The sequence below is a fragment of the Phytoactinopolyspora endophytica genome, from assembly GCF_004138495.1.
Classification (GTDB): Bacteria; Actinomycetota; Actinomycetes; order Jiangellales; family Jiangellaceae; genus Phytoactinopolyspora; species Phytoactinopolyspora endophytica.
Window position 1 is genome coordinate 338,453 of the sequence record NZ_ML142853.1, and the last position, 3,289, is coordinate 341,741.

Here is a 3,289-nt window from a genome sequence, read left to right on the forward strand (position 1 = left end):
CGATACATTCACCGCCGTGAGCAGGAGATCGTCGTTGTTCAGGGCGACGTCGAGCCGCTTGTTGTCCGCGGACAGTGTCCCGCTGACACGCCCGGTGATGTCGGCACCGAAAACCGAACACGCCGACGACGAGCCGGCCGCCGCGGCCCCCAGACTCTCGCCCCCGGCGGCCAACGGCGCGACGAGCACCAGCATGCTCGCGCCGAGCACGGCACGCGATCGCCTCACCTCACCGCCCCCCGGATGTCTCTTCCTGCCCGCCCATTCTCAGAAGGATCTTGCCGGAATCTAGCAGAACCACACCAGCACGAACTAGAACGATATGTAACAATTCGGCCTAGAACGCCCCTCCCTTCCCACCGGCTCAGGACCGCTCGTCGGAGAGGCGTGCCCTACCGGCCTCCAACCGCGCCACTGGCACCCGGAACGGGGAGCACGAGACGTAGTCCAGCAGGATCGACTCGAAGAAGTGGATGGACGCCGGGTCCCCACCGTGCTCGCCGCAGACACCGATCTTGAGATCGGGCCGGGCCTCCTTGCCCTCCCAGGCCGCGATCGACACCAGGCGCCCCACGCCCTCGGCGTCGATCGACTCGAACGGGCTCACCCCGAATATCCCGCGTTCCAGGTAGGTGGGGAAGAAGGCGGCCTCAACGTCATCCCGGGAGAAGCCCCACGCGGTCTGAGTCAGGTCGTTGGTCCCGAAGGAGAAGAACTCGGCGGCCTCCGCGATCTGGCTTGCCGTCATCGTCGCCCGGGGCAGCTCGATCATCGTCCCGATCGGGATGGACAGCTCGTACCCGGCAGCGGTAGCGACGTCGCCGATGGTCTCCTGGGCCATCTCGCGGACCGACTCCAGCTCCTGGACGGCGGCGACCAGCGGCACCATGATCTCCGGGCACGGATCGAGCCCCCGGGAGCGCAGCTCGGCGGTCGCCTCGGCGATGGCGCGCACCTGGAGAGCGAACAGCTCCGGGATCACCAGGCCCAGCCGGACACCGCGCATGCCCAGCATCGGATTCTGTTCGTGCAGCCGCTGAACCTCCGCGAGCAGCTCTGCCGCCTCCTGGTCCGGTGTTCCGGTGGCTTCCGCGACGGCCACCTTGACCGAGAGGTCGGTCAGATCGGGCAGGAACTCGTGCAACGGCGGATCGAGCAGCCGTATCGTGACCGGCAGCCCGTCCATCGCCTCCAGGATCTCGGTGAAGTCGGCGCGCTGCAGCGGGCGTAGCTCTTCCAGGGCGGTCTCACGCTGCTCAGCGGTCCGGGCCAGGATCAACCGCTCGACTACCTTCCGGCGGGGGCCCAGGAACATGTGCTCGGTCCGGCAGAGCCCGATTCCGGCGGCGCCCAGGCGGCGGGCGCGACGCGCGTCGTCGGGTGTGTCGGCGTTCGCCCGGACACCCAGCCTTCGCTGCTGGTCCGCCAGGTCCATCAGGCGCAGCACGGCGTCCACAACCGGAGCCTGGTCATCGGCCTCGGCCACGCTCTCACCGTGCAAGGCGTCGACGACCGCCGACGGCACGACCGGCACCGTTCCGAGGTAGACCTCTCCGTTGCTGCCGTCGATCGAGATGACGTCGCCTTCCACGACACGGGCGCCGTCCTGCGTGCTGAATTGGCGCGCCCCAGGGTCGACCCGGAGCGCGTCGACGCCGGTGACGCAGGTGCGCCCCATGCCACGCGCGACGACGGCGGCGTGGCTGGTCCTGCCCCCGCGCGAGGTCAGGACTCCGCGGGACGCGACCATGCCGCGCAGATCGTCCGGGTTCGTCTCGCGACGGACCAGGATCACGTCCTCGCCCTCGTCCGCCCAGGCCACGGCCGTGGCGGAGTCGAAGGCCGCCTTGCCTACGGCCGCACCGGGACTCGCAGCCATCCCGGTGGCGATGAGCTCGCGGGGGGCGTCCGGGTCGAACTGCGGGAACATCAACTGCGCCAGCTGTTGCCCGGTGACCCGGCGGAGCGCTTCGTCCTGGTCGATGAGGCCCTCGTCGACCAGCTGCGCGGCGATCCGGAACGCCGCGGCGGCTGTTCGCTTCCCGACCCGGGTCTGCAGCATCCACAGCTTCCCGCGCTCGATGGTGAACTCGATGTCACACAGGTCGAGGTAATGGCGTTCGAGCCTGGCCATGATGCCGAGCAGTTCGTCGTAGCAGGCTTTGTCGAGCTGCTCCAGGTCCGCGAGCGCCAGGGTGTTGCGGATCCCGGCGACGACGTCCTCACCCTGCGCGTTGGGCAGGTAGTCACCGTAAATGCCCTGAGCGCCGGTGGCCGGGTCACGCGTGAACGCGACGCCGGTGCCCGAGTCGGAGCCGAGGTTGCCGAAAACCATCGTGCACACGTTCACGGCGGTTCCGGAATCGTCCGGGATGCGTTCCTGGCGGCGGTAGATCTTGGCACGCTCGGTGTTCCACGAGTCGAACACGGCGCGGATGGCGAGGTCGAGCTGCTGCCGCGGATCCTGCGGGAAGTCCCGGCCGGTCTCCGCGAAGACGAGGTCTTTGTACTCCTGTACGAGGAATTTCATGTCGGAGACGTCGAGCTCGACGTCCGAGTCGACATTGCGAGACTTCTTGCGTGCTTCGAGCCGGTCGTCGAAGTTCTCCGCGTCGATGCCCAGAACCGTGGTGCCGAACATCTGGATGAGACGGCGGTACGAGTCCCAGGCGAACCGCGGGTCGCCGGAATGTGCGGCGAGGCCGATCACGGAGATGTCGGTGAGCCCCACGTTGAGCACCGTTTCCATCATGCCCGGCATGGAGACTTTGGCCCCTGAGCGCACTGAGACCAGCAGCGGATCCTCGGGATCGCCAAGCCGTCTGCCCACGCGTTCCTGCAGCTCGGCCAGATGCGTTCCGACCTGTCGGTGCAGTTCGTCCGGCTCGAAGCCCGTCGTCAGGTAATGGCGGCACGCGGCCGTACTGATCGTGAAGCCGGGCGGGACGGGCAGCCCGAGCCGGGTCATCTCGGCGAGGTTCGCTCCCTTCCCTCCAAGCAGGTCCTTGTCGTCTTTGCTTCCTTGTGAGAAGTCGAATACGTACTGATGCACGGGCCGGCCCTCCAGGCGTGACGGCGGTTGCCCCGGTGCACCGGCGGCGTCGGGTTGCCGTCCGTGCTACCGGGAACTGGCTACGGTCTTCTCCGGCGGTGCCGCCGCCCGGCCAAGGCGTCCGCACCGCCATTCTGGCTGTCCTGACTGACGTACGTCGGCGCTGAGTACAAGGTTGTGCGGGAGCTTAACCAGCGACCGGTCATCGAAACGGAGAGCGATTAGACCATTTGTAGA

General features: G+C 67.8%; 2 protein-coding genes. Both read right to left on the reverse strand.

All coding sequences use genetic code 11. The features are described 5' to 3' along the window. Window positions 1-228, reverse strand: a 228-nt coding sequence (locus tag ELR45_RS35065) for a hypothetical protein (protein WP_165367710.1), incomplete at its 3' end; no start/stop codon positions are given. Between the two features lie 136 nt (window positions 229-364). Then, window positions 365-3,052: a pyruvate, phosphate dikinase gene (gene ppdK / locus ELR45_RS12365; protein ID WP_129666332.1), complete on the reverse strand. Its 2,688-nt coding sequence runs from the start codon at window positions 3,050-3,052 to the stop codon at window positions 365-367. Window positions 3,053-3,289: the final 237 nt, after the last annotated feature.